The sequence below is a fragment of the Shewanella sp. 11B5 genome (assembly GCF_002836795.1).
GTDB lineage: Bacteria > Pseudomonadota > Gammaproteobacteria > Enterobacterales > Shewanellaceae > Shewanella > Shewanella frigidimarina.
Genome location: NZ_PJAP01000633.1, coordinates 1 through 3689 on the forward strand (window position 1 = coordinate 1; position 3689 = coordinate 3689).

Here is a 3689-nt window from a genome sequence, read left to right on the forward strand (position 1 = left end):
TCTATTTTACTTACTGTTGTTTAGAATTGTCTTATGCAGTGAATATTTTTAGAAAGGCTTATCCATGGACGTCCTAACACCAACACCATTTACGAACCCTTATGAAGCATCACGCCCCAAGATGGCGCTGATTGCTGAAGGTGGTGGTCAGCGAGGGATATTCACCGCTGGTGTGTTAGATGCGTGGTTAGATAATGATTTTGATCCCTTCGATTTATTCATAGGCACATCTGCAGGTTCACAAAATCTCACGAGCTTTTTATCTCGCCAGAAAGGCTATGCCAAGCGGTTAATCCGTGGATTATCACGGCATAAGCGATTTTACCAACTGGGCCGAGGATTAGTTGGAGGAAATGTTGTCGATTTGGATTGGTACTTTGATAAAACGACTCAAGGTAGCTTTGCCTTAGACTTTACCGCCGCCGCAAAATCATTGGGACAACGCGAGTTATTGATCACCGCAACTAACTCACGCGATCGACAAGGTTATTTCTTACGCCCAAATGGTGATAATGACCACTGGCGCGAATTACTTAAAGCCTCAAGTGCATTACCTTTTCTATATAAGCAGGGGGTTAAACTTGCGCCCTGGTTAACCGCCAGTGCTGCTAATCAAGTTCATACCAACTATGATTACCCTCAAGCTGACTTTTACCTTGATGGTGGACTGGCTGCGCCGTTACCAGTTCGTGAAGCATATCGTCGTGGAGCGCGAAAAATTGTGGTTATTCGTACTGTTAATGCAGATTTTCATGCTCAATCTGCTTGGGTACATAAATTAAAATCATGGATTTGTGTGTCAGGTTATTGTCCCAAAACCATAGATTACTTGGCTCAGCATGAACAAGCTTACGAACAAGAGCTCGCGTTTATCGCCAATCCACCTGATGATGTCGAGATCATTCAAATTTTTGCTGATGATAATCTTCAAAGCAAATTGTTGGGCAGCACAGATATGGACTTACGCCATGATTATCAAACGGGTATTACAGCAGGTAATGCTTTTTTACACACTCAAAAGGCATTCTATTCAACACATTCTTTGCATGCTCAGCCGCCGCTAGAGTCGCTTACGATCATGCAAAGCATGACAGCTTAAATGAATCTGGTTTTGGTTTTGCAGCCAACGCTGAGGTGATTATATTGACTCAATAATTCACTTTGGGTTGAATTTTTTAATGTTGCAGAACGATTTGACGGTTAATGTTAAACATCAGTTGTTCAACACTGACTAACATTTGGTAATAGAGGTTAGGAGTCTTTCTCAAATAAGGTAGATAAAATATTTTTGCGATATTTACCCAAACAAAAACGCACTCGTAAGAGTGCGTTTAGTTGTTTCACTCACTAAAGATGATTAGTGGCGGAACATCGCAGAGATTGACTCTTCGTTACTAACGCGACGTATCGCTTCAGCTAGTACTGCAGACATTGTTAGCTGGGTCACTTTCGCCACTTTTAACATTTCAGGGCTTAATGGCACAGTGTCTGTCACGATAACTTCATCGATAACAGAGTTAGCAATATTTTCAGCAGCATTACCTGAGAATACCGGATGAGTAGCATAAGCGAACACGCGGTTAGCGCCATGTTCTTTCAATGCTTCAGCAGCTTTACATAAAGTGCCACCAGTATCGATCATGTCATCAACGATGATGCAATCACGGCCTTGAACATCACCAATAATATGCATTACTTGAGCAACGTTAGCTTGTGGACGACGCTTATCGATAATCGCAAGGTCAGAGTCATCTAATAGCTTGGCAACGGCACGAGCACGAACTACACCGCCAATATCAGGAGACACAACAACAGGATTTTCTAATTTCTTTGCCAACATGTCTTCAAGTAACACAGGGCTACCGAACACGTTATCAACAGGGACATCAAAGAAACCTTGAATTTGCTCAGCATGTAAGTCACAAGTCAATACGCGGTCAACACCCACGCTTGACAAGAAATCTGCAACAACTTTTGCGGTAATTGGTACACGTGCACTGCGTACACGGCGGTCTTGACGAGCATAACCAAAGTACGGAATAACGGCAGTAATACGACCCGCTGATGCACGACGTAGCGCGTCAACCATTACAATAAGCTCCATGAGGTTATCGTTAGTTGGTGCGCAAGTAGATTGGATGATGAACACATCCGCACCACGTACATTCTCGTTTATTTGAACACTGATTTCACCGTCGCTGAAACGGCCTACAACTGCGTCGCCAAGTTTGCAAAATAAACGGTCGGCTATCTTGGCGGCTAGATTTGGGGTAGCGTTACCAGCAAAGAGCTTGATGTCGGGCACTTTATGAACCTCAGGTGTTTGCTTTACGATTAAAGGCTAGATCAATTTTACGTGTTGTCACTCAAAACTGACCCAGAAGAAATAATGTTGTTAGAGCTGCTCAAGCCGTATTTGTAATGGCGACTTGTTCATCCCCTTTGCGACAAAACCTTGCATATCAGCCGGTAATTTGGCTAAAGCGTCAAGGGCTTGTTGCGAATGTGTAAATTCCCCGAACACGCATGCACCTGTTCCGGTCATTCTCGACGGCGCATATTCTACCAGCCAGCTTAAGGCATTGGCAACTTGAGGGTGCTTAGTTGTGACCAGTTTCTGACAATCATTGCTCCATTGTTGAGTCATTAAACTGCTCATATCCAATTTTGGTGTGTTACGTGGCAAATCAGGATGTTGAAAAACGGCCTGGGTTGATACATGTACATCAGGGACAATAACTAAATACCATGACTCGGGTGGTTGTACTGTGATCAACTTCTCACCGACACCTTCGGCGAACGCAGATAAACCATTAATAAAAACAGGGACATCCGCGCCAAGCGTTAAGCCAATTTCAGCTAGTTTATTGGGTGATATATTGGTTTTCCATAAGGCATTTAGCGCCACTAATGTGGTAGCTGCATCAGATGATCCGCCACCTAAACCACCCCCCATAGGCAACAATTTTTCTAACCAAATATGCGCGCCGCCTTCATATTGGGTGTAACGCTTGAGTGATTTTGCGGCCTTAAGAATTAAGTTATCGCTGTCAGCGACAGAATCGGACATCGTAGAATGGAGAATTAAATCTGGTGTGTCTGTGATATGAAAATCAAGGTAATCACAATGGTCAATAAATTGAAATAGCGTTTGTAGTTCATGATAGCCATCGGCTCGCTGGCCAGTTACATGCAAAAATAAATTCAGTTTTGCAGGAGCTGGCCAACTTTTGGATATCGCTGATTTGCGAGAGTTCGTCGATGTCATATTTTGTTAACTACCTTGTTATTAGCCAGCACTGAATATTAAACCCTATTTTGTTTTGGCTGCTACCGCTGTCCATTGATTAGTTTGAATTTTTATTTGCACATCTTCACGCTCAATCTTCAACAACCTAGGCACCTGCGCGCCGCTTTGTTGTTGCCAACCGAGAAAACTGACCACCCAATTGGCTTCAGGGTCGTGACTGATTAATTGTTTAATTGTGCCATCAGGATTATAGCTGACAATTTTATCATTGCTGCCAATTTGACCTGTGATCCATAAAGGAAGGCTATCAAGTGGGATTGACCATCCGCTAATACCGGTCAGTAAATCTTGAGCATTACTGTCGCGATAGGTTTTGCCGTCAACGTCAAGTGTTGCCATACCTTGATTTGTCTTAAGGGTTAATACTGTTGTGCCTAAT

The 3689-nt window shown here is 43.1% G+C and carries 4 protein-coding genes; 1 reads left to right on the plus strand and 3 read right to left on the minus strand.

Annotated elements, in window-relative coordinates:
* Positions 1-64 precede the first annotated feature (64 nt).
* Complete coding sequence (locus tag CXF78_RS14555) at positions 65-1099, plus strand: patatin-like phospholipase family protein (RefSeq protein ID WP_102037208.1); 1035 nt, start codon at positions 65-67, stop codon at positions 1097-1099.
* Between the two features lie 258 nt (positions 1100-1357).
* Here CXF78_RS14555 and CXF78_RS14560 read toward each other — a convergent pair whose 3' ends face one another.
* The 3 genes from CXF78_RS14560 to CXF78_RS14570 form a co-directional block, all read right to left on the minus strand.
* A complete protein-coding gene (locus CXF78_RS14560; RefSeq protein ID WP_011636202.1) occupies positions 1358-2305 on the minus strand; it encodes a ribose-phosphate pyrophosphokinase in 948 nt (315 codons plus the stop codon).
* A 90-nt stretch (positions 2306-2395) separates the two neighbouring features.
* Positions 2396-3268, minus strand: a complete 873-nt coding sequence (gene ispE, locus CXF78_RS14565; RefSeq protein ID WP_011636203.1) for a 4-(cytidine 5'-diphospho)-2-C-methyl-D-erythritol kinase — start codon at positions 3266-3268, stop codon at positions 2396-2398.
* Positions 3269-3313: 45 nt separating this feature from the next.
* A partial coding sequence (locus tag CXF78_RS14570; RefSeq protein ID WP_145991463.1) for an outer membrane lipoprotein LolB occupies positions 3314-3689 on the minus strand: 376 nt, incomplete at its 5' end.

What these genes read in the sequence shown, in the direction of transcription:
- ispE (WP_011636203.1), bottom strand. Translation starts at nt 3,268, where the DNA reads ATGACATCGACGAACTCTCGCAAATCAGCGATATCCAAAAGTTGGCCA.
- CXF78_RS14555 (WP_102037208.1), top strand. Translation starts at nt 65, where the DNA reads ATGGACGTCCTAACACCAACACCATTTACGAACCCTTATGAAGCATCA.